The following is a 21,106-nucleotide window of genomic DNA, read 5'->3' as shown; positions in this document are numbered from 1 at the left end:
GGGATCAGAGCCCCAGCTCCTCCAGCACGGGCAGCCCGGCACGCACGACGGCCCGCGCGTCCGCCGCGCTGGACGCGGCGAGCGCCAGCTGCGCGAGGCGTCGGCACTCCTCCAGCGACGTCGCGGCGAGCAGGGCGGCGACGTCGGGGAGCGCGCGGGGAGTCATCGACAGCGACGACACCCCGAGGCCGACCAGCACGGCGGCGAGCGCGGGGCTGGCCGCGGCCTCGCCACAGACGCCGACGGGCCGGCCCTGCTGCGCGCCGCCGTTGCACGCCGCGGCCACCAGGTGCAGGACCGCCGGCTGCCACGGGTCGGACAGCTCGGCGACCGCGCCGAGCAGGCGGTCGGCGGCCATCGCGTACTGCGTGAGGTCGTTGGTGCCGATGCTCGCGAACGCCGCGTGCGCGAGGATCGGCCCGGCCAGGAGCGCGGCGCTGGGTACCTCGATCATGACCCCGGCGACGCCCAGGCCGTGCGCCGCGCACGCCGCCACGAACTGCGCGGTCTCGTCGACCGTGGACACCATCGGCGCCATGACCCAGACATCGGCCGTCTCGGCGGCCGCCGCCCGGGCGATCGCCGCGAGCTGGTCCTGGAGGACCTCGGGGTGCCGGACGGCGGTGCGCAGCCCGCGGACGCCGAGCGCCGGGTTGACCTCGGGATCGCCGGCGAGGAACGGGAGGGGCTTGTCGGCGCCGGCGTCGAGCGTGCGGACGACGACCTTGCGGCCGGGGAACGCCGTGAGCACGCGCCGGTAGGCCGCCACCTGCTCGTCGATGCTGGGGGCCTCCTCGCGGTCGAGGAACCCGAACTCGGTGCGGAACAGCCCGACACCCTCCGCGCCCGCGGCGGCGGCCGGCGCGGCGTCGGCGGGGTCGCCGACGTTCGCCAGGAGCTCGACGTGGTGGCCGTCCGACGTGTGCCCGTGGCCGTCGAACGTGCGCACCTGCGCGGCCAGCGCCAGGGCGGCCGCGACCTGCTCCTCGGTGGGGTCGATCGTGACCGTGCCCGCGGACCCGTCGACGAGCACCAGCGTCTCGGCCTGCACCGCGGCCTCGGCTCCCCGGGCGGCGACGACGGTCGGGATGCCGCGAGCGCGAGCCAGGATCGCGGTGTGCGACGTGGGGCCGCCGGTGCCGGTGACGATCGCGCGCACCCGGTCGACGTCCAGCGTCGCGACGATCGCGGGCGCCAGGTCGGCGGCGACGAGCACGAACGGCGCCTCGTGCGCGGGCACGCCGGGCGCCGGTCGGCCGGTCAGCTCGGCGACCAGGCGGTCCCGCACGTCGGCGATGTCGCGCGTGCGCTCCGCGAAGTAGCCGCCGAGCGCCTCGAACTGGGCGGCCACCGCCTCGGCCGCCTCCCAGACCGCGCGCTCCGGGACCAACCGGTCCTCGACGACGCGCTGCTCGGCGTCGGCGACCAGCGTCGGGTCGGCGGCGATCGCCGCGGTGGCGTGCAGGAGGTCGGCGCTCTCGCCCTGGGCGCGGTCGGCGGCGGCGTCGAGCGCCGCGCGGACCACCTCGGAGGCCACGCCGATGCGCTTGGCGGCCTCCGCGTAGTCCGTACCGGGCGGCAGGCGCCGGCCCGAGGGTGGCTCCGCGATCGGGTCCGGCATGAGCACGGCGGGCGCCACCACCCGCCCGGGGCTCACCCCGATGCCGGTGAGGACCGTGGGGGTTGCAGCATGCACCGGACTCACCTGACGTGACCTCCTCGTCGACCTGATCGCAGTGTGGTCCCTCGGCGTCGGCCGACGCCAGCCGGACACGGGGGCTCGTCGACGCTGCGGCATGTGAGCGCCGTCTCAGGGTTAGGCTGTGGCGGTGCGCCGACCGGCGCCACGTGAGCTGGGGAGTTCCATGAGCAAGGCAGAGCAGATCCTCGCAGCGCTGGGCGGCGACGCGAACGTCGTCGACCTCGAGCCGTGCATCACCCGGCTCCGCGTCGAGGTGAGCGACGCCCACCTCGTCGACGAGGTCGCGCTCAAGGCGAGCGGCGCGTTCGGCGTCGTGCGCTCCGGTCGCATCGTCCAGGTGATCGTCGGCCCGGAGGCCGACAACCTCGCTGCCGAGCTCGACAGCCTGCGCTGACCGCCCGTCGCAGCCGATGACGACGATCCGGCTGCTCAGCCCGCTCACCGGGGTGCTCCGACCCGTCACCGCCGTGCCCGACCCGGTCTTCGCGGAGGGCATCGTGGGACCGGGTGTCGCGATCGAGCCGCAGCACATGCAGACCCAGACCGTGCTGGCGCCCGCCGACGGCGTGATCGGCGCCCTGCACCCTCACGCGTTCGCGCTCGAGCTGGGGGAGGGTCGGACGATCCTCGTGCACCTCGGCATCGACACCGTCGGGCTCGCGGGGCAGGGGTTCACCCTGCACGTCGACGGCGGGCAGCGCGTGCGCGCCGGGGACCGGCTGATCACCTGGTCGCCCGTCGACGTCACCGCGGCGGGCCTGGCGACCATCTGCCCGGTCGTCGCGCTCCAGGCGGACCCGGACGTGCTCACGGTGCTGGTCGCCGACGGAGTGCCGGTCGAGGCCGGCGAGCCGTTGCTGGACTGGGCCTGACCGAAGGGGTTGCCGACGCCCGTCGTCGCGTGCACGGTGGAGACGAGCGCGAGCAACCGGAGGATCCGATGGCAGAGCTGCTGGTCGACTTCATCACCTCGCTCGACGGGTACGCGTCGGCGGACGGCTGGCCGGGCTGGTGGGGTCTCGAGGGGCCCGAGTACCTGGCCTGGCTGGAGGCGTCACCGGAGAGCAGCTGGACGGTGCTCATGGGCGCCACGACGTACCGGCTGATGTCGCAGTTCGCCGCCTCCGGGGAGGAGGGCGTGGACCAGCTGACCGCGATGCCGAAGGTCGTGTTCTCGTCGACGTTGAGCCAGCCGCTGACCTGGGCGAACACGCGCCTCGTCGACGAGGACCCCGTCGAGGCGGTCCGCGCGATGAAGGAGAGCGACGTCCCCGGCCTGCGCACGATCGGCAGCCTCACGCTGTGCCGGTCGCTGCTCGAGGCAGGCCTCGTCGACCGCTACCGCGTGGTCGTCTTCCCCGTGATCACGGGGCGCACCGGGCGCGAGCGCATCTACGACGGCTACCCGGACGTCGGCCTCGAGATGGTGGACAGCCGTACGTTCGACGGGCGGATCCAGCTGCTCGAGTACGTGCCCACGGTGCTGGACGGCCCGCCGGGGCGGTAGCTCAGCGCTCTTCCGTGGGGGCCGGCTGCTCCGTCGGCTCGGGTTCGTCCCCGGTCGTCGCGACCCTGGCGTCGCGGTCGGACACCAGGTCGTCGAGCGGGGTGTCGCGCGGGTCCCGCGGCGTCGTGCCGTCCTCGGCCCCGCCGGCCGCGCGGTGCGTGGCCATGAGCTCGCGCTGCCCCGCGAGCGGGACGTCGGCGCGCTCGAGCACGTCGCGGGTGGCGATCCGCAGCTCGCGGGCGACCTCCCACTGCATGGCCGGCGACGTCTTGACCTTGAGGCGCAGCGTGACGGCGTCGGCACTGAGCCGCTCGATGCCGGTGATCGTCGGCGTGCCGAGGACGTGCGCGCCCACGACCGGGTCCTTCACCACGCGGGACGCCGCCTCGCCGAGCAGCGCGCGGACCTGGTCGAGGTCGGCGAAGTAGTCGACGTCGATCTCGACGACCGCCGTCGCCCACCCCTGCGTCTTGTTGCCGACGCGCAGCATCGTGCCGTTCGGGACGTACCAGAGGGTGCCGTCGGCGTCCCGGATCTTCGTGATGCGCAGCGTGACCGCCTCGACCGTCCCGGTGGCCGGCCCGACGTCGACCACGTCGCCGACGCCGTACTGGTCCTCCAGCAGCATGAAGAGACCGGTGAGGAAGTCCTTGACCAGGCTCTGCGCGCCGAAGCCGAGCGCCACGCCGATGACGCCGGCCGACGCGATGAACGGCGCCAGGTTGACCCCGAGCTCCCCGAGGACGAGGAAGAACGCGATGCCGCCGACGACGATGGTCGCGGTCGAGCGCAGCACGGACCCCAGGGTCCGGGCCCGCTGCGCGCGGCGGGCGCTGGCCAGCGGGTTGGCCTTCGCGAGCACACCGCCGACCTCCGTCTCGCCGAGCGGGCGCAGGATCCCGCGGTCGAGGAACGGCGTCCCGTCGGCGACGTGGTTCGTGATCGTCCGGATCGCCCGACGCAGGAGGACCAGGGCGATGCTGCTGATGCCGACGATGAGGATGATTCGCAGCGGGAGCCCCAGGAACCACTGGACCCACGCGTTCGGGGAGGTCTTGTCGTCGGGCAGCAGCTCGTCGCTGGGCGACGGGCTGGGGGTCGTGGCGGCGATCAGGAGAAGTCCCCTCACGCGCGCGCCCCCGTGCGGTCGGCCACGAACTGCAGCTGCTCGACCGTGAGCGCGACGGTGCGCGACAGCGCGCGGCCGCCGTGCCCGACTCCGCGCTCGCGCCGGACCAGCACGGGGCGGTCACCGCTGGTCGCCGCCTGGAGCGCCGCCGCGAGCTTGCGGGCGTGCAGCGGGTCGACGCGGGTGTCGCCCTCGAAGACCGTGAACAGCGTGGCGGGGTAGTCGGTGCCGTCGACCACCCGGTGGTACGGGGAGTAGCCGAGCAGCCAGCCCAGCTCGGTCGGGTCGTCGGCGTCGCCGTACTCCTCGGTCCACGTCACGCCGAGGCCGAAGCGCTGGTAGCGGACCATGTCGAGCAGCGGGGCCGAGCACACCGCCGCGGCGAACAGGTCGGGGCGCTGCGTGACGGCGGCGCCGACGAGCAGGCCGCCGTTGGAGCCACCCCAGCACGCCAGCATCTCCGGGGTGGTCCAGCCCTGCGCGACGAGGTGGTCGCCGACCGCGTGGAAGTCGTCGAACACGTTCTGCTTGTGCGCCCGCATGCCCGCGCGGTGCCACTCCTCGCCCTCCTCGCCGCCGCCGCGCAGGTTGGCGACGACGTACACGCCGCCGGTCTCGACCCACGCGAGGGTGGTGGCCGAGAAGGCGGGGTCCAGCGAGATCTGGAAGCCGCCGTACCCGTAGAGGATCGTCGGCGCGGGCGCGAGGGGCCGGCCGTCGGCGTCGAGCGCGTCCGTGCGGGCGACGACGAACGCGCGGACGGTGGTCCCGTCGGCGCTGGTCACCTCGATCTGCCGGGCGCGGACGTCGGGGAGGTCGGCGACGAGCCCGGGAGGGGCCGCCCACAGCGACGTCTCGCCCGTGCTCGCGTCGAACCGGTGCACGCTGCTCGGCGTCGTGTGGTCGGCGTACGAGAACCAGACCTCGGGCCCGCCCTCGGGACGCGTCGCCAGGCCGGAGATGGAGCCGAGCCCCGGCAGGTCCACGGAGCCGGTCCGCGTCCCCGTCCGGGGGTCGTGCACCGTCACCTCGGAGACCGCGTGCCGGCGCCACGACACCAGGAGCAGGTCGGGGGTCGTGTCGTCGCCGCCGCCGTCGGTGAACGCGATGTCCTCGAGCACGGCGGTCGGGTCCTGCGCCACCAGGGTCGCCCAGTGCTCGACGCCCGGAGCGGTGGGGTCGGTGACGACCACCCGCCCGCGCGGGGCGTCGAGGTTCGTGTGCACGTACAGGCGTCCGTCGCGGGCCACCCAGGCGCCGCTCTCGGCGTCGAGCCCGACGGCCACCTCGACGAACGCCGGGGCGGACGGCTCCGAGGTGACCAGGTCGGCGATCCAGACGTCCGTGCGGGGTGCGGTGCCGGCGGAGGCCGACACGATCAGCCACCGCCCGTCGCGGGACACGGAGACGCCGTAGTAGTTGGTGTGGTCGAGCCCGGCGCCGAAGACCTCGACGTCGTTCGCGGCGGGCGTGCCCAGCGTGTGCAGCCAGACGCGGCGGTGGTACTGCGCCTCGTCGTCGGGGAGCTCCTCCGGCGGCAGCCGGCGCACGTAGAAGAAGGCCTCGCCGCCCGGCAGCCACGCCACGGGCGAGTACCGTGCGCGGTCGATCGGCCCGTCCACGAGCTCGCCGGACTCGACGTCGAGCACGTGCAGCACGCTCTCCTCGGTGCCTCCCGACGACACCTGGTAGGCCACGAGATGGCCCTCCTTGGACGGCTGCCACGCGTCGAGCGTGGTGGTGCCGGCGGGGTCGATCGCGATCGGGTCGAGCAGGACGCGCTCGTCGTCCCCGTCGACGACGACCACCACCGCGTGCTCCTGGTCGCCGGCGCGCCGGGAGAAGAACCGCCGCTCGCCGCGCCACGCCGGCGGGCTCACGAAGCCGGCGCCGAGCAGCTCGCGCAGGCGCGCGGTCAGCGGCTCGGTGGCGAACGCACCGCCGCTGCCCAGCTCGGCCCGGTACGCGGCGTACAGGTCGTCCTGCGCGAGCGACCACGCCTCGGTCTCGTCCGACGCCGCGTCCTCGAGCGGGCGGAAGGGGTCGGCGACCGGGTGCCCGTGCAGGTCCTCGACGAGATCCAGCCGAGGGGCCGGCGGATAGGTGCGCAGAGCGGGTGCAGTCATGGTCCGCAAGGCTACGACGCGAGGCCGTGACCTGGTGCGCGTGTCGCGGTCGGGAGCGTTCGTCCTGCGTGCGCGCGCGCCGCTCTGGCAGGATCGGGCTGTGGCAGACGACCCCGGCACCGCGTCCTCCGCCCTCCTGCGCCTGGCGGCCGCCTACGGAGTCGTCCCCGACCACTGGGACTTCCACGGTCGGAACCGGCGGGCCTCCGCCGCCACGCTGCAGGGTGTGCTGGGCGCCCTGGGTGTCGACGCCTCGTCGCCCGAGCGGGTCGACCTCGCGATCGCGCACGTCGAGGACATGCCGTGGCGCCGGACGCTGCCTCCCGTGCTGGTCGTGCGCGAGGGGCGCCAGGCCCACGTCCCGGTGCACGTGACGCATGGCGACCCCGTCGAGGTGTGGATCGAGCTCGACCCCGAGGTGGGCGGCGGGCGGCGCGAGGTGTCGCAGGCCGACGTGCAGGTGGACCCGCGGACGGTCGACGGCCGGCTGGTCGGCCGCGCGACGTTCACGCTGCCGCCGGACCTCCCGCTCGGCTGGCACGAGATCGTGGCCGAGGGCCCGAGCGCCACGGCGCACAGCCCGCTCGTGGTCACGCCGTCGCACCTGCAGCTGCCCGAGGCACTGCGGGGGCACCGCGCCTGGGGGCTCATGGCCCAGCTCTACTCGGTCCGCTCCCGCACGTCGTGGGGCGTGGGTGACCTCGCGGACCTCGCGGAGATCGGGTGGCTGGCCGGTCGTGAGCTCGGCGCGGACTTCCTGCTCATCAACCCGCTGCACGCCGCCGAGCCGGTGGTCCCGCTGACGCCGTCCCCGTACCTGCCGACCACCCGGCGCTTCGTGAACCCGCTCTACATCCGGGTGGAGGACGTCCGCGAGGCCGGCTACCTCTCGTCCGCGGACCGCACCCTGATCGAGTGGGCCGCCGAGCCCGTGCTGGCCACCGACGGCGACGCCGGACCGATCGACCGGGACGCCGCCTGGACCGCCAAGCGCGCGGCCCTGGAGGTCGTGTTCGCCGCGCCGCGGTCGGCCGCGCGGCAGGCCGCGTTCGACGCGTTCGTCGCGCAGGAGGGTTCCGGGCTCGAGACGTTCGCGCTCTGGTGCGCGCTCGCGGAGAAGTACGACGACGCCCCCGCGTGGCCGCAGGAGGCGCTCGACCCGTCGTCGGCGCTCGTCGCGACGCTCCGCGAGGAGCTGGCCGAGCGGGTCGAGTTCCACATGTGGCTGCAGTGGCTCGCCGACGAGCAGCTGGCCGCGGCGCAGCGCGCGGCGCTCGACGGCGGGATGGCGCTCGGGATCATGCACGACCTCGCGGTCGGCGTGCACCCGCAGGGCGCGGACGTGTGGGCGCTGGGCGACGTGCTGGCCCGCGGCGCGACGGTCGGCGCGCCGCCGGACATGTACAACCAGCAGGGGCAGAACTGGTCGCAGCCGCCGTGGCGCCCCGACGCCCTGGCGCGCGCGGCGTACCGGCCGTACCGCGACATGCTGCGCACGGTGCTGCGGCACGCGGGGGCCATCCGGATCGACCACGTCATCGGGCTGTTCCGGCTCTGGTGGATCCCCGAGGGCGCCGACTCCGGCGACGGCGCGTACGTCCGGTACGACCACGAGGCGCTCGTCGGCATCCTCGCGCTCGAGGCCCACCGGGCCGGCGCGGTGGTGATCGGTGAGGACCTCGGCGTGGTCGAGCCGTGGGTGCGCGACTACCTGTCCGACCGGGGGATCCTCGGCACGTCGGTGCTCTGGTTCGAGCGGGACATGCACGGCGCGCCACTGGCCCCGGAGCACTACCGCCCGCTGGTGCTGGCCACGGTCACCACCCACGACCTGCCGCCGAGCGCCGGCTACCTGGCGGGCGAGCACGTGGCCATCCGCGAGCGGCTCGGCCTGCTCACCGAGCCCGTCGAGGTGGTCCGGTCCGCGGCGCTGGCGGAGCGCGACCAGATGCTGGGGGTCCTGCGGGACCGGGGCCTGGTGGGCGACGACCCGTCCGAGCGCGAGATCGTCGAGGCGCTGCACCGCTACGTGCTGGCGACGCCGTCCGTGCTGGTGGGCGTCTCGCTGGCCGACGCGGTGGGGGAGCGGCGCGCGCAGAACCAGCCCGGGACGGACCAGGAGTACCCCAACTGGAAGGTGCCGCTGGCGGACAGCTCGGGCCGCGTCGTGCTGGTGGAGGACCTGTTCACCAACCAGCGCCTGCGCTCGTTGGCTGCCGTGCTCAACGGCTGATGGAGCTGCGTCGGCTGCGCGTCGTCGGCAACACAGGATCGGGCAAGACCACCTTCGCCGCCCGGACGGCCGAGCGCCTCGGCCTGCCGCACCTCGAGCTCGACGCCGTGTTCTGGGACGCCGGCTGGACCAAGCGCGACCCGGTCGAGGCGCGCGGGCTCGTCCGGGAGTTCGTCGCCGCGTCGCCCGACGGCTGGGTCACCGACGGCAACTGGACCACGAACCTCGGGCACGCGCTGGACGACGCCGACGCCTTCGTCTGGCTCGACTTCCCGCGCCGCACCGTGATGCCGCGCGTGGTCCGCCGGACGTTGCGCCGCGGCCTGCTGCGCACCGAGCTCTGGCACGGCAACCGCGAGAGCCTGCGCACCCTGCTGCGCCGCGACCCCGACCAGAACGTCGTCCTGTGGTCGTGGACCCAGCACGAGCCGTACCGGCTGCGCTACGAGGAGCTGGCCCGGCAGTCGCCGGTCCCCGTGATCCGGCTGCGCAGCCCGCGCGAGGGCCGGCGCTGGCTCGCGACGCTCTAGAGGGGTGTGTCCGTGGTGCCGGGCCACGGGAACGTCAGTCAGCCCGTCGACGCGATGGCGTCCCTGATCGCTCGTGCGTCGTCGTCGAGGAGCGACCTGGCGCGCTCCTGCACCTCGGGAACGATCGTCCAGCCGTCTCCGGTGTAGCGAGGGATGACGTGCAGGTGGAAGTGGAAGACCGTCTGGAAGGCGACCTCGCCGTCGCACACGAGGACGTTGATCCCCTCGCAGCCCAGGCTCGACCGTCGCAGGGCGCGAGCCATGTCATGACCGACCGACCAGACGTGAGCGCTCGTGACGGCATCGAGGTCGTCGAGGCCCACCGCGTGCTCGCGTGGCACGACGAGCAGGTGCCCCGGCGTGACGGGGTTCAGGTCCATGAAGACCACCGCCGTCTCGTCCTCGTGGACGAGGCTGGCGTCCGCGCGGCCGGCGACGATGGCGCAGAAGATGCACTCGTGCCCGGGTGCCGTCCGAGGTTCGGTCATGAGGCGGATGGTGCCAGACGACGGGCCCGCGCCTCCGGAGAAGCGCGGGCCCGTCGATGTCCGGCCGTCAGGCGCGGCGGCGGTCCGCCTCCTGCGCGGCCAGCGCGCGACGCACGCCGTCGCGGGACTCGAGGACCAGGCGGCGCAGCGCGGCCGGCGCGTCCGGGTGGGCCGTCAGCCACGAGTCGGTCGCGCCGAGCACGTCGACGGACGCCTCGTCCACCAGGTCGGTCGGGTACAGGCCGACGACGATGTTCTGCGCCATCTCGCTCGTCTTGTCGGCCCAGACCTTCTCCAGCGCGGCGAAGTACGGCTCGACGTACGGCAGGAGCAGCGCGCGGTCGTGCACGCGGCCGAAGCCGGCGATCGTCGCCGCCTGCAGCGCGTTCGGCAGCCCGTCCTCGTCGACCACGGAGGACCACGCGGTGGCCTTGGCCTCGGCGGTCGGGACGGCGGCCCGGGCGGCGGCCGCGGCACGCTGCCCGGTCGCGGTGGCGTCGTCCGCCAGCTGCGCGGCGATGTCGGGCTCGCCCGCGCGCCCGCCGGTGACCAACGACGTGAGCAGCTCCCAGCGCAGGTCGGTGTCGATCGAGAGGCCCTCGAGCGAGGACCGGCCGTCGAGCAGGTCGCGGACGGCGTCGAGCTGCTCGGTGGTCCCCGCGCGTCCGGCGAAGGCCTTCACCAGCTGCAGCTGCGTGTCGGACCCGGCCTCGGCCGCCCGCGCGAGCGCGAGCAGGCGGTCCGCAGCTGCCATCTCGGTGGCGAGGCGGTGCTCGGGCGCCACGTACAGGTCCAACGCGGTCGTCAGCTGCCGGAGCAGGACGAGCACGACGGAGGAGTCGGTCTCGTGCGCGATGTTGTTGAGCACCAGGTCGACGAAGTCGCGGGCCGGCGTCTCGCCGTCGCGCGTCGCGTCCCACGCAGCCGTCCACACGAGCGTGCGCGGCAGCGAGTCGTCGAACGAGCCCAGCAGGTCGATCGACGCGGCGAGCGACCGCTCGTCGAGGCGGACCTTGGCGTACGCGAGGTCGTCGTCGTTGACCAGCACGAGCGCGGGCCGCGCGACCCCGACCAGCTCGGGCACCTCGGTGCGCGGGCCGTCGATGTCGAGCTCGACGTGGACGGTCCGGACCAGGCGGCCGGTGGTCGGGTCGGGGTCGTAGCCGCCGATCGCGAGGCGGTGGGGGCGCTGGACGGGGTGCTCGTCGGGTACCTCCTGCAGGACGGCGAGCGAGGTGATGACGCCGGCGTCGTCCACCTCGAGCGACGGGCGCAGCAGCGTCACGCCTGCCTTCTCCAGCCACAGGCCCGACCACGCGGACAGGTCCCGGCCGCTGGTCGCCTCCAGCTCGGTGAGGAAGTCGCGCAGCTCGGTGTTGCCCCACGAGTGCTTCGCGAAGTAGGCGCGCACCCCGGCGAAGAACTCCTCCTGACCCACCCACGACACGAGCTGCTTGAGCACGCTCGCGCCCTTGGCGTAGGTGATGCCGTCGAAGTTGACCTCGACGTCCTCGAGGTCGCGCATGTCCGCGACGATCGGGTGCGTCGAGGGCAGCTGGTCCTGGCGGTAGGCCCAGTTCTTCTCGAGCGACGAGAACGTGGTCCAGGCGCTGGTCCAGCGCGTGGACTGGGCCGTGGCGAGAGTCGACATGTACTCGGCGAACGACTCGTTGAGCCACAGGTCGTCCCACCAGCGCATGGTCACCAGGTCGCCGAACCACATGTGCGCCAGCTCGTGCAGGATCGTCACCGCGCGGCGCTCGATCGTGGCCTCGGGGACCTTGGACCGGAACACGTAGGACTCGAGGAACGTCACCGCGCCCGCGTTCTCCATGGCGCCCGCGTTGAACTCCGGCACGAACAGCTGGTCGTACTTGGCGAACGGGTACGCGACCCCGAAGGCGTTCTCGTAGAACTCGAACCCGGCGCGCGTGATGTCGACGATGTTGTCGGTGTCCAGATGCTCGGCCAGCGAGCCGCGGCAGTAGACGCCCAAGGGGATGGCGCGGCCGTCGGCGCTCGTGAGCTCGCGGTGCTCCGCGTGGTACGGCCCGGCGATGATTGCGGTGATGTACGACGAGATCCGCGGTGTGGTCTCGAACGACCACGTCGCCGTGCCCTTCTCGACGCCGCCGTTGCGGTTGACGCCGCCGTCGACGACGACCGGCATGCCGACCTGGGGGTAGTTGGAGACCACGGTCCAGTGCGCCGGCGCGGTCACGGTGAACGTGAACGTCGCCTTGAGGTCGGGCTGCTCGAAGACGGCGAACACGCGCCGCGAGTCGGCCACCTCGAACTGCGAGTAGAGGTAGACCTCGTCGTCCACCGGGTCGACGAAGCGGTGCAGGCCCTCGCCGGTGTTCATGTACGCGGCGTCGGCGACGACCACCAGCTCGTTGCTCGAGGCCAGGTCGTCCAGCCGGATCCGGGAGTCGGCGACGACGTCGGCGACGTCGAGCGCCCGCCCGTTGAGGGTCACCTCGTGCACGGCCGGCGCGATGAGGTCGATGAAGGTGCTCGCGCCTGCGGTCGCCGCGAACCGCACCACGGTGCGGGACGCGAAGGTCGTCGGCCCGGTCGTGAGGTCAAGCGTGACCTCGTACGACTCGGTGCGGACGACGGCGGCGCGCTCGCGCGCCTCGGCACGGGTGAGGTTCTCTCCAGGCACGCAGGTACTCCTTGGGACGCGGTCGGCTGGCTCTTGGCCGCGTCGATCATCGCACCCACGGGCGGGCGATCTCCCGTCGAGCCGCGCCCTAAGGTCGTCGCATGCACGCGACCTACGACGCCGTCATCGTCGGCGGGGGCCACAACGGGCTCACCTCGGCCGCCTACCTGGCTCGCGCCGGGCGGACGGTCCTGCTGCTCGAGCGCGCGGACCACCTCGGCGGCGCGACCCTGTCGGCGCGGGTGTTCCCGGGCGTCGACGCGAACGTGTCGCGGTACTCGTACCTGGTCTCCTTGATGCCCCGCCAGGTGCGCGACGAGCTCGGCCTGCGGCTCGAGCTGCGTCGTCGCCGGATCGCCTCGTACACGCCGGTGGGCGACGGCGGCCTGCTGGTGGACACCGCCGACGAGGCGGCGACCGCGACGTCGTTCGCCGACGTCGGGGCCGGCGGCGACCTCGCCGCCTTCCGGGCGTTCGGCGCGCGCACCGGAGCGCTCGCGGCCCGGCTGTTCCCGACGATGACCGAGCCGTTGATGTCGACCGCGGACGCGCGCCGGCTGCTCGGCCCCGACGACTGGCGGGACCTGGTCGAGCGCCCGGTCGGCGAGGTCGTCGACGCGACGTTCTCCTCCGACCTGGTGCGCGGCGTCGTCCTGACCGACGCGCTCATCGGCACGTTCGCCCGCGCCCACGACACCGACGGGCGCGCGAACCGCTGCTTCCTCTACCACGTGATCGGGGGCGGGACGGGGGACTGGGACGTGCCGGTCGGGGGGATGGGCGCGGTCGCCGGTGCGCTCGAGGCCGCCGCTCGATCGGCGGGGGCCGAGCTCCGGACGTCCGCCGAGGTCAGCGCGATCGACCCCGGCAGCGGGACGACGCCGGCCGAGGTCGCGTGGACCGACGCCGACGGCGCGGGGCACCGCGTGGGGGCCCGGTACGTGCTGGCGGCCTGCGCGCCCGCAGTCCTCGACCGCCTCCTCGGGGCCCCGCCCGGACCCGCTCCCGAGGGCGCCCAGCTCAAGGTGAACATGCTGCTCACGCGGCTCCCGCGGCTGCGGTCGGGCGTCGACCCGCGCGCCGCGTTCGCCGGCACGTTCCACGTGCACGAGTCGGCGACCGAGCTCGAGACCGCGTACCAGCAGGCGGCCGCGGGACGGATCCCGTCGACGCCGCCGGTCGAGACGTACTGCCACTCGCTGACCGACGACTCGATCCTGGGTCCCGCTCTGCGCGCGTCCGGCCACCACACCCTGACGGCGTTCGGCCTGCACATGCCCGCGCGGCTCTTCGTCGCGGACCCCGAGGGCGCGCGGAGTGCGGCGCTCGCGGCAACCCTGCGCTCGATCGACAGCGTGCTCGCCGAGCCGATCGAGGACTGCCTGGCGCTCGACGAGCACGGGGAGCCGTGCCTCGAGGTGCGCAGCCCCGTCGACCTCGAGGCGGACGTCGCGCTGCCCGCCGGCCACATCTTCCACCGGGACCTGGCATGGCCCTGGGCCGAGACCGACCCTGAGGTCGGGTCGTGGGGCGTCGGCACGTCGGACCCCCGCGTCCTGCTCGCCGGCGCCGGTGCTCGACGCGGCGGTGGCGTCAGCGGCATCCCCGGCCGCGCCGCCGCGATGGAGGTGCTCGGGAACCGCTGACCACCTGCGGGAATACACCGCCGTCCCCCGATGGTTGCGCGAGGCACCCACACCTCCGGAGGACCTTGTGACGAGCACGCCCACCACCCGCCCCGTCGTCGACTTCTGGTTCGACCCCGCCTGCCCGTGGGCGTGGATGACCTCCCGCTGGATGGACGAGGTCAGCGCCATCCGGGACGTCGACGTCCGGTGGCACGTGATGAGCCTGTCCGTCCTCAACGAGAAGAAGGACGACCTGCCGCAGCAGTACCGCGACATGCTGGACGAGGGCTGGGGCCCGGTCCGCGTGATCATCGCCGCCGCCCGCGACCACGGCGAGCAGGTCATCAAGCCGCTCTACGACGCCATGGGCTCGCGCCGCCACCCCGGCGGCCGCACGGACACCGCCGCGATCATCGCGGAGTCTCTGGCCGAGGTCGGGCTGCCGGCGGAGCTGGCCGACGTGGCCGGCACCGAGGAGGTCGACGCGCTGCTGCGCGAGTCGCACGGCGAGGGCATCGGGCTGGTCGGCGAGGAGGTCGGCACGCCCGTCGTGGCCATCGACGGCATCGGGTTCTTCGGCCCCGTCATCACCCCGGCCCCGAAGGGCGAGGAGGCCGGCCGCCTGTTCGACGGCCTGGCGCTCATGACGAGCGTGCCGGGCTTCTTCGAGCTCAAGCGCACGCGGACGGCGGGCCCGTCCTTCGGCTGACGGTCCGCGCGTCGACCTGAGCGTCTGACCAGGTCGATTGGCCCGTCCGGTTCGTCCCGTGTGATCCTGGTCGCCGACCCCGCCCGAGCCCCGGGCGGGCCGGCACCCCCCCCGGGCACGAACGGAGCACATGGCCTTGTCACGCAACGTCCGGCTCTTCGTCATCGTCGACGTGGTGCTCGTCGTGCTCGCCGTGGTGCTCCTGGTCGCGTTCCTGAACAGCGGCGACGGGGGCGGCGCCGACGACACGGCGAGCCAGCCGCCGGTCTCGACCGCCTCCGCCGGCCCGTCGTCCAGCGCGTCGGCGACCTCCAGCGAGCCCGTCGCGTTCGCGCTGCCCAGCGGCAACATCGGCTGCGCGATGTCGGTCGACGGCGTGACCTGCACGATCGCCAGCTACACCTACGCGCCGCCGGTCGTGCCCGGGTGCACCGAGGTGACCGGTCACGTGCTCGTGCTCAACAGCGACGGCGTGGCCTTCGACTGCGTGAGCGGGCCGCCGCCCGCCGTCCAGGGCGACGACGTGCCCGTGCTCGAGTACGGCGCCAGCACGAGCGTCGGCGACTACACGTGCCGCAGCGCGACGGACGGCGTGCAGTGCACCAACTCCTCGGGCGTGGGGTTCCGGCTGGCGCGGGCCACCTGGTCCGAGCTGCCCGCGTAGCCGGCCGTCACCTCACCTGCACCGTCACCAGATCCGCACGCGCTCCTCGGGCGCCAGGTACAGCGCGTCCCCGGGCTGCACGTCGTACGCCGCGTAGAACTCGTCAACGTTGCGGACCACGCCGTTGCAGCGGAACTCGTTGGGGGAGTGCGGGTCCATCGCGATCCGCCGGATCATCTCCTCGTCGCGTCCCTTGGCCTGCCAGACCTGCGCCCACCCGAGCAGGACGCGCTGCACTCCCGTGAGGCCGTCGATCACGGGAGCCTCGTCGAGCGGACGGCCGAGCGCGATCCGGTACGCCTTGAGCGCGATGGACAGGCCGCCGAGGTCACCGATGTTCTCGCCGATGGTGAGCTCGCCGTTGACGTGGTGCGAGCCGCCCAGCTGGGCGGGGGAGAACTGCGAGTACTGGTCGATGAGGGCCTTGGTCCGGGTCTCGAACTCGGCCCGGTCGTCCGCCGTCCACCAGTCCTCGAGCCGGCCGTCGCCGTCGTACTTCGAGCCCTGGTCGTCGAACCCGTGGCCGATCTCGTGGCCGATGACCGCGCCGATCCCGCCGTAGTTGACGGCGTCGTCCGCGTCCGCGTCAAAGAACGGCGGCTGCAGGATCGCGGCGGGGAACACGATCTCGTTCATGCCCGGGTTGTAGTACGCGTTGACGGTCTGCGGGGTCATGAACCACTCGTCCCGGTCGATCGGCTTGCCGATCTTGCCCAGGTCGCGGTCCTGCTCGAACGCGTAGGCGCGGCGGACGTTGCCCAGCAGGTCGTCGGCGGACACCTCGAGCGCGGAGTAGTCGCGCCAGCGCGCGGGGTAGCCGATCTTCGGGGTGAACGCCTCGAGCTTGGCCAGTGCCTTCGCCCGCGTCTCCTCGCCCATCCACTCCAGCTGCGAGATCGACTCGCGGTACGCGGCGACCAGGTTGCCGACGAGCTCCTCCATGCGGGCCTTGTGCGCGGGCGGGAAGTGCCGCTCGACGTAGACCTTGCCGACGGCCTCGCCGAGCACGCCCTGGACCAGCGACACCCCGCGCTTCCAGCGGTCGCGCAGCTCCTGGGCGCCCGTGAGCGTGCGCCCGTAGAAGTCGAAGTTCGCCTCGACCAGCTCGTCGGTCAGGTACGCGGCCCGGTCGGAGATCACGTGGTACGACGCCCACGCCTGCCAGTCGGCCAGCGGCTCGCTCACCCAGAGCCGCGCGAACGCCTCGGCGAACGACGGCTCCCGCACCACCAACAGGTCGAACGACCCCGCGGGTGCGCCGAGCGCGAGGACCCACGAGTTCCAGTCGAAGCCCGGCGCCCGTGCCGCGAGCTCCGTGAGGCTGAGCGCGTTGTAGGTCAGGTCGGCGTCGCGGTCCTTGACCACGTCCCAGTGCGCCGCGGCCAGCTTGGTCTCGAGCGCGACGACGCGGCCCGCGAGCTCGTCGGCCGCGTCGTCGTCCGCGGCGACGCCCCCGAGGCGCAGCATCCGCGCGACGTGCGGGCGGTAGGCGGCGAGCACCTCGGCGTACTGCTCGTCGCGGTAGTACGCCTCGTCGGGCAGCCCCAGGCCGCCCTGCACCAGGTGCACGGCGTAGCGGGTGGGCTCCTTGGCGTCGTTGTCGACGAAGAATCCGACGGCGCCGCCGGCTCCCGTGCGCTGCAGGGCGCCCAGCGCCCCCGTGAGCTCCGCCTGCGTGGTCGCGGCCTCGATGAGCGCCAGGTCGGTGCGCAACGGCGCGGTGCCCGCGGCGGCGACGGCGTCGGTGTCCATGAACGACGCGTAGACGGCGCCGACCTTGGCCTCCACCGAGTCGGCTGCGCCGCCGGCAGCGGCAGCGGCGCCGGCGTCGGCGATGATGTCCCGCACCTGCTCCTCGGCCTGGTCGTGCAGGGCCCGGAACGAGCCGTCCATCGCCCGGTCGGCCGGGATCTCGTGCGAGGCGAGCCAGAGCCCGTTCACGTGGGCGTAGAGGTCGTCCTGAGGACGGACCGAGGGGTCGAGGGCGGTGAGGTCGATGCCACTGCGCGTCATGTCGGACAGCCTACGGACGGCCACCCACCGCGCGAGCGGGCTTACGCCCACGGCGGACGCCCGCATGCCGAACGCCCCGCGCGGCACCAGCGGACCGGTGCGGCAGGATGGGTCCATGCGCATCCACGTCGCCTCCGACCACGCCGGGTACGAGCTCAAGGTCGCGCTCGTCGAGCACCTCAGCGCCGCCGGCCACGACGTCGTGGACCACGGCGCCCACGCGTACGACGCCCAGGACGACTACCCGCCGTTCTGCTTCGCGGCCGGCGAGGCCGTCGTGGCCGACCCGGGATCGCTCGGCGTCGTCATCGGGGGGTCGGGCAACGGCGAGCAGATCGCGGCCAACAAGGTCACCGGCGTGCGGGCGGCGCTCGCGTGGAACCTGGCGACCGCACAGCTGGGCCGGCAGCACAACGACGCGAACGTCGTCGCCGTCGGCGCCCGCCAGCACTCCGTCGACGAGGCGCTCGCGCTGGTGGACGCGTTCGTGGCGGAGCCGTTCAGCCACGACCCGCGCCACCAGCGCCGGATCGACCTCCTCGCGGACTACGAGGCGGCGCGCTAGCTACCAGACGTAGCTGCACACCGGCGCGACGGGCCACAGGAACGCCGCGGCGGTGGACTGCAGCGCGCCGGGGCGCTCCTCGACCACCAGACCCGCGCGGGCCTGGGCCGCCAGCGACCGCCCACCCAGGTAGACGGCGCCGAGCTCGCGCACGTCGAGGCGCAGGTCGGCCTCGTCCTGCGTGCCGACGACGGTCGCGGCGTACGTGCCGTCCGCGTCCCGCTCGCCGGTGGTGAGGCGCCACCGCCCGGCGTTCGCCGGCAGCCGGGCGTCGCTGACCTCGAGGACCACGTCGACCGGGGCCGCGTACCGACGGCCGGCCAGAGCGACGGGGAGGTCGAGCAGGCGGACCCAGAGGTTGTCGTTGACCTTGGGCACCACGGCCCTCGGGTCCACGAGCAGGTGCAGCAGCGCGTCGTCGACCGGGAGCATCGGGCCCTCGACGGTGGCGGTGAGGTCGAGGTCGAGCAGGAAGGACCACAGGACGTGCGTCGCCGCCGCGTCGACGGCCACGGCCTCGCGCACGCGCACGGTACCGGCGGGGCCGCCCTCCGCCCAGTTCTCCTTGCGCCGGAACAGCGCGTAGGCCCGCGCCGCGCCGGAGGCGTCCAGCACCGTGACGAGGCGCAACGGCTCGCCGCCGTCGCGCCAGGCAGGGGGGTCCACGACGGCGCGGGTGCGCCACGCGTCGGTGTCGCGGGTGATCCAGCCGGGCCGGCCGACGCCACCCGCGCGATGGAGCTCGTCCACCACGGCGCTGTGCGCGGCGACGTCAGCGGTGGCGAGCTTCACGGTGAGCCCGTCCGTGCCGGGCACGTCGCGCAGCTTCGCGCCGCGGGCGATCTTCACGCGGACGTCGTCGGCGGCCGAGCCGTAGCCGTACCGCCCGTAGATCGCGTGCTCGGCGGCGAAGAGGGCCGAGACGGGCTCGCCGCGGTCGAGCGAGCGGGCGAAGTGGGACTCGATCATCGCGGTGAGCAGGCCGCGCCGGCGCTGGTCCGGCCGCGCACCCACCCACGTCAGTCCCGAGCAGGCGATCGTCGCGCCCGGGACCGGCATCCGGTGCTCGTAGGAGGCGTGCACCGCCGCGAGGCCGCCGTCGGGGTCCTCGACGGCCTGAGCGCGGTCCCACGCGAACGTGATGGGCACGAGGGCGTCGGTCTCGGGCGTCGAGTCGAACGCGAAGGCCAGCCGGTCGACCTCGAGGAACTCGTCCTTGCGGCTCTCCGGGACGTCGACGAGGCGGTATCCGGCGGGAAGGGGGCTCATGGCAGCCATCGTGCGCCATCAGCACCCATGGCGGCACCCCCATTTCCGGTCGAGCAGATCGCCGGCTCGGGGCTAGGTGTGCCGGTGACCTGCGGATACGCTCGCCGGGTGTGGGGGAGAGGGTGGGCGCCGGCGCAGGGTGTGTTCACGCGCGCCACCCTCGCGCTGCGCCGGTGGAGCGGACGGTCGCAGGCGAGCCTGACCGCCGCGCTCGTGCTCGCCGCGCTCGTCTTCACCGTCGGCATCGCCCAGCTGCCGGAGTGGGTCCCGCCGTCGGCCTTCCTGCTGCTGGAGCTCGTCGCCGTCTTCCTGCTCCGGCTGCGCACGCTCGTCGTCGTCGGCGTCGTCATCCTGGTCTGCTCGTGGGGCCTGTGGTGGTGGGGGGCGCCGTCGATGATCCCCGGCATCCTGGTCGTCATCACGCTCTCGGTGGTGGCCGTGGTGGCATTCGCCCGCGAGCGGCAACGGCTCGGGCTGCAGGGTGCCCCGGGCGATCTCATGCTGGTCGACCTGCGCGACCGCCTGGCGGCGCACGGCCGCGTCCCCGCGCTCCCGGCGGGCTGGCGCGTCGACAGCGAGATCCGGTCCGCGCATGCCGACGGCTTTTCCGGGGACTTCATGGTGGCGGGCACCCGGTCGGGCGGCACCACCCTCGAGCTCGTGCTCGTCGACGTGTCCGGCAAGGGCCTGGACGCCGGGGTGCGCTCGTTGCAGCTGTCCGGGGCCTTCGGCGGCCTGCTCGGGGCGTTGCCCCGCGACGAGTTCCTCGGCGCGGCCAACCAGTACCTGCTCGACCAGGCCTGGGACGAGGGCTTCGCGACAGCGATCCACGTGGCCGTCGACCTGGGCACGGGCGACTTCTGGGTGAGCTCGGCGGGCCACCCGCCCGCGGTCCAGCTGCACGCCGGGTCCGGCCGGCTCGAGCTCCTCGACACCGTGGGGAGCCCCGCGCTCGGCGTGGTCGAGGGCCTGCGGTGCGTTCCGGGGGTCGGGCGGCTGGACCACGGCGATGTCCTCCTGCTCTACACCGACGGGCTCGTCGAGAAGCGCGGTGTCGACCTCGACCAGGGCATCGACCGCCTCATGGGCGTGGCCGACCGCGTGCTCGTGTCCGGCCGGGGCACGGCGGCCGCGGTGCTGACGGGGGTGCGCGCGGGTGACGACGACGACCGCGCGGTGATCCTGGTCCGGCGGTCCTGAGGCTCGCCGAGCTGGTCAGGGCTGGATCGACGCCGCTAGCCAGTCGGCGTAGCCCTCGCGCCCGCCGCCCGGGCGCAGGTGGATGTCGTCGCTGTAGAGCCAGGCACGGTTCGCCGTGGCCAGCGTGTTCCAGTCGAGGACGTGGACGTTCGGGTACTCGGGGCCGACGCGCGCGAACAGGTCGTTGTCGTACGCGGCCCACGTCCGGGGCACGTGCACGTTCACCAGGTACACGCGGCGGTCGCGGGTGAGCTCGAGCAGCTCCCGGAGGGTGCCCTCGTCGATCGGTCCGTTGGTCCCGCCGTGCACGATGACCGTGTGCCCGAGCGTGCCCGCTGCGGCGGCCGCTCGCACCAGCTCGACCATGGTCCCGAACTGGCGGGACTCCACCGCGTCGACGGCGATGCCGCGGGCGGCGAGGTCGGCGGCGGCGCCGAGCATCACGGAGTCGCCGAAGGCGGACGCGCCGCCGATCTCCTCCGGCGGCGGTGGCGGGGCGGCCACGGCCGTCGCGGTCGGCGTCGGCTCCGTCGTCGCGGTGGGTGTCGGCGTGGGCGTGGGCGTAGGCGTCGGCGGGTGGGTCGGGGAGGGGCGCAGCGAGGTGACGGCCGGCTGCGGTCCCGGCTGCCAGGCGCCGGCGCCGGCGCCGGCCGGGTCGCCGGGCACCTGCGCGAG

The 21,106-nt window shown here is 74.0% G+C and carries 18 protein-coding genes; 10 read left to right on the top strand and 8 right to left on the bottom strand.

Going from position 1 to position 21,106, the window contains the following annotated elements; genetic code table 11:
* Positions 1–4 precede the first annotated feature (4 nt).
* Entirely contained in the window at positions 5–1,696 is a 1,692-nt protein-coding gene (gene ptsP, locus AC1DT4_RS17185) for a phosphoenolpyruvate--protein phosphotransferase (RefSeq protein ID WP_477091001.1), read from the bottom strand.
* Between the two features lie 169 nt (positions 1,697–1,865).
* Between ptsP and AC1DT4_RS17180 the strand changes: the two genes are divergently transcribed.
* From AC1DT4_RS17180 to AC1DT4_RS17170, 3 genes are all read left to right on the top strand, one after another.
* Positions 1,866–2,096: a PTS sugar transporter subunit IIB gene (locus AC1DT4_RS17180; RefSeq protein ID WP_055921493.1), complete on the top strand. Its 231-nt coding sequence runs from the start codon at positions 1,866–1,868 to the stop codon at positions 2,094–2,096.
* Positions 2,097–2,112: 16 nt separating this feature from the next.
* Positions 2,113–2,574, top strand: coding sequence for a PTS sugar transporter subunit IIA (locus AC1DT4_RS17175; protein WP_477091000.1), 462 nt, complete (start codon positions 2,113–2,115; stop codon positions 2,572–2,574).
* 68 nt (positions 2,575–2,642) lie between these two features.
* Entirely contained in the window at positions 2,643–3,209 is a 567-nt protein-coding gene (locus tag AC1DT4_RS17170) for a dihydrofolate reductase family protein (RefSeq protein ID WP_477090999.1), read from the top strand.
* Between the two features lies 1 nt (position 3,210).
* On the opposite strand, the gene AC1DT4_RS17165 is transcribed toward AC1DT4_RS17170, so the two are convergent.
* Together AC1DT4_RS17165 and AC1DT4_RS17160 are read right to left on the bottom strand one after the other, a co-directional pair.
* The gene (locus AC1DT4_RS17165) at positions 3,211–4,338 is read right to left on the bottom strand and encodes a mechanosensitive ion channel family protein (protein ID WP_477090998.1); all 1,128 of its coding nucleotides are present in this window, start codon (positions 4,336–4,338) and stop codon (positions 3,211–3,213) included.
* Positions 4,335–6,464 carry a prolyl oligopeptidase family serine peptidase gene (locus AC1DT4_RS17160; protein WP_477090997.1) on the bottom strand — a complete coding sequence of 710 codons (2,130 nt, stop codon included), beginning with the start codon at positions 6,462–6,464 and terminating at the stop codon, positions 4,335–4,337. Before AC1DT4_RS17160 ends, AC1DT4_RS17165 begins: the two co-directional genes overlap by 4 nt.
* A gap of 100 nt (positions 6,465–6,564) precedes the next feature.
* Here AC1DT4_RS17160 and malQ point away from each other — a divergent pair, with 100 nt between their 5' ends.
* Complete coding sequence (gene malQ, locus AC1DT4_RS17155) at positions 6,565–8,697, top strand: 4-alpha-glucanotransferase (protein WP_477090996.1); 2,133 nt, start codon at positions 6,565–6,567, stop codon at positions 8,695–8,697.
* Positions 8,697–9,227 carry a P-loop NTPase family protein gene (locus AC1DT4_RS17150; protein WP_477090995.1) on the top strand — a complete coding sequence of 177 codons (531 nt, stop codon included), beginning with the start codon at positions 8,697–8,699 and terminating at the stop codon, positions 9,225–9,227. Before malQ ends, AC1DT4_RS17150 begins: the two co-directional genes overlap by 1 nt.
* A gap of 38 nt (positions 9,228–9,265) precedes the next feature.
* Here the strand turns inward: AC1DT4_RS17150 and AC1DT4_RS17145 are convergent, their stop codons facing one another.
* Positions 9,266–9,715 (bottom strand): HIT family protein, encoded by a 450-nt coding sequence (locus tag AC1DT4_RS17145; protein WP_477090994.1) that lies wholly within the window; start codon positions 9,713–9,715, stop codon positions 9,266–9,268.
* 67 nt (positions 9,716–9,782) lie between these two features.
* Positions 9,783–12,383, bottom strand: coding sequence for an aminopeptidase N (gene pepN / locus AC1DT4_RS17140; protein ID WP_477090993.1), 2,601 nt, complete (start codon positions 12,381–12,383; stop codon positions 9,783–9,785).
* A gap of 101 nt (positions 12,384–12,484) precedes the next feature.
* On the opposite strand from pepN, the gene AC1DT4_RS17135 reads away from it, so the two are divergent.
* The 3 genes from AC1DT4_RS17135 (at position 12,485) to AC1DT4_RS17125 (ending at position 15,384) form a co-directional block, all read left to right on the top strand.
* On the top strand, positions 12,485–14,029 hold the full coding sequence (locus AC1DT4_RS17135; protein ID WP_477090992.1) for a phytoene desaturase family protein: 1,545 nt from the start codon (positions 12,485–12,487) through the stop codon (positions 14,027–14,029).
* Positions 14,030–14,096: 67 nt separating this feature from the next.
* Positions 14,097–14,720 (top strand): mycothiol-dependent nitroreductase Rv2466c family protein, encoded by a 624-nt coding sequence (locus AC1DT4_RS17130; RefSeq protein WP_477090991.1) that lies wholly within the window; start codon positions 14,097–14,099, stop codon positions 14,718–14,720.
* 130 nt (positions 14,721–14,850) lie between these two features.
* Entirely contained in the window at positions 14,851–15,384 is a 534-nt protein-coding gene (locus AC1DT4_RS17125; RefSeq protein WP_477090990.1) for a DUF6636 domain-containing protein, read from the top strand.
* Between the two features lie 24 nt (positions 15,385–15,408).
* Here AC1DT4_RS17125 and AC1DT4_RS17120 read toward each other — a convergent pair whose 3' ends face one another.
* Positions 15,409–17,397, bottom strand: coding sequence for a M13 family metallopeptidase (locus tag AC1DT4_RS17120; RefSeq protein WP_477090989.1), 1,989 nt, complete (start codon positions 17,395–17,397; stop codon positions 15,409–15,411).
* A 115-nt stretch (positions 17,398–17,512) separates the two neighbouring features.
* On the opposite strand from AC1DT4_RS17120, the gene AC1DT4_RS17115 reads away from it, so the two are divergent.
* Complete coding sequence (locus tag AC1DT4_RS17115; RefSeq protein ID WP_477090988.1) at positions 17,513–17,962, top strand: ribose-5-phosphate isomerase; 450 nt, start codon at positions 17,513–17,515, stop codon at positions 17,960–17,962.
* Here the strand turns inward: AC1DT4_RS17115 and AC1DT4_RS17110 are convergent, their stop codons facing one another.
* Entirely contained in the window at positions 17,963–19,231 is a 1,269-nt protein-coding gene (locus AC1DT4_RS17110) for a GNAT family N-acetyltransferase (RefSeq protein ID WP_477090987.1), read from the bottom strand.
* Positions 19,232–19,339: 108 nt separating this feature from the next.
* Here AC1DT4_RS17110 and AC1DT4_RS17105 point away from each other — a divergent pair, with 108 nt between their 5' ends.
* A complete protein-coding gene (locus AC1DT4_RS17105; RefSeq protein ID WP_477090986.1) occupies positions 19,340–20,431 on the top strand; it encodes a PP2C family protein-serine/threonine phosphatase in 1,092 nt (363 codons plus the stop codon).
* A gap of 15 nt (positions 20,432–20,446) precedes the next feature.
* Here AC1DT4_RS17105 and AC1DT4_RS17100 read toward each other — a convergent pair.
* Positions 20,447–21,106 (bottom strand): SGNH/GDSL hydrolase family protein (locus AC1DT4_RS17100; RefSeq protein ID WP_477090985.1); only part of this gene is annotated, 660 nt, incomplete at its 5' end.

This window comes from Cellulomonas sp. P4_D11, from assembly GCF_056401915.1.
The sequence above is the reverse complement of the archived record's forward strand: the minus strand, read 5'-3'. Positions and strand labels throughout refer to the sequence as shown.

What these genes read in the sequence shown, in the direction of transcription:
- AC1DT4_RS17175 (WP_477091000.1), top strand. Translation starts at nt 2,113, where the DNA reads ATGACGACGATCCGGCTGCTCAGCCCGCTCACCGGGGTGCTCCGACCC.
- AC1DT4_RS17180 (WP_055921493.1), top strand. Translation starts at nt 1,866, where the DNA reads ATGAGCAAGGCAGAGCAGATCCTCGCAGCGCTGGGCGGCGACGCGAAC.
- AC1DT4_RS17170 (WP_477090999.1), top strand. Translation starts at nt 2,643, where the DNA reads ATGGCAGAGCTGCTGGTCGACTTCATCACCTCGCTCGACGGGTACGCG.
- AC1DT4_RS17160 (WP_477090997.1), bottom strand. Translation starts at nt 6,464, where the DNA reads ATGACTGCACCCGCTCTGCGCACCTATCCGCCGGCCCCTCGGCTGGAT.
- AC1DT4_RS17150 (WP_477090995.1), top strand. Translation starts at nt 8,697, where the DNA reads ATGGAGCTGCGTCGGCTGCGCGTCGTCGGCAACACAGGATCGGGCAAG.
- AC1DT4_RS17115 (WP_477090988.1), top strand. Translation starts at nt 17,513, where the DNA reads ATGCGCATCCACGTCGCCTCCGACCACGCCGGGTACGAGCTCAAGGTC.
- AC1DT4_RS17125 (WP_477090990.1), top strand. Translation starts at nt 14,851, where the DNA reads ATGGCCTTGTCACGCAACGTCCGGCTCTTCGTCATCGTCGACGTGGTG.
- AC1DT4_RS17145 (WP_477090994.1), bottom strand. Translation starts at nt 9,715, where the DNA reads ATGACCGAACCTCGGACGGCACCCGGGCACGAGTGCATCTTCTGCGCC.
- AC1DT4_RS17135 (WP_477090992.1), top strand. Translation starts at nt 12,485, where the DNA reads ATGCACGCGACCTACGACGCCGTCATCGTCGGCGGGGGCCACAACGGG.
- AC1DT4_RS17120 (WP_477090989.1), bottom strand. Translation starts at nt 17,397, where the DNA reads ATGACGCGCAGTGGCATCGACCTCACCGCCCTCGACCCCTCGGTCCGT.
- AC1DT4_RS17110 (WP_477090987.1), bottom strand. Translation starts at nt 19,231, where the DNA reads ATGAGCCCCCTTCCCGCCGGATACCGCCTCGTCGACGTCCCGGAGAGC.